This window comes from Vibrio sp. M250220 (genome assembly GCF_036533795.1).
Classification (GTDB): domain Bacteria; phylum Pseudomonadota; class Gammaproteobacteria; order Enterobacterales; family Vibrionaceae; genus Vibrio.
The window spans coordinates 1-395 of sequence record NZ_JATABI010000225.1; the positions used below are offsets into that span (position 1 = coordinate 1).

1 protein-coding gene is annotated in these 395 nt (G+C 46.3%); it reads left to right on the forward strand.

Annotated features, from left to right (window positions below; translation table 11 throughout):
• On the forward strand, window positions 1-395 hold a 395-nt coding region (locus QTN94_RS20545; protein ID WP_331428701.1), incomplete at both ends, for an IS630 family transposase.

A 395-nucleotide genomic window follows, 5' to 3' on the forward strand; every position in this document is an offset into this window, starting at 1 on the left:
ATGGGGCTTGAGGCCGTCGATGTTTGGTTTCAAGACGAAGCTCGATTTGGACAACAAAATACAACAACTCGTCTTTGGGCTAAGCGCGGCACAAGACCGCGAGCGGTGAAACAGCAGCAATTTGAATATGCTTACTTATTCGGTTCAGTCTGTCCTACAAGAGGAATTGGAGAGGCGATAGTCGTCCCTTGGGTAAACAAAGAGATTATGATTCAGCACCTTGGTCAAATATCACAAGCCACCGAACGAGGTCGTCATGCAGTTGTCATAATGGATGGTGCTGGATGGCATACCAGTGATATTGCCGAGCAGTTTGACAATGTCAGTATCATCAAATTGCCTCCCTATTCACCAGAGCTAAATCCAATTGAACAAGTATGGAGTTGGCTGCGACA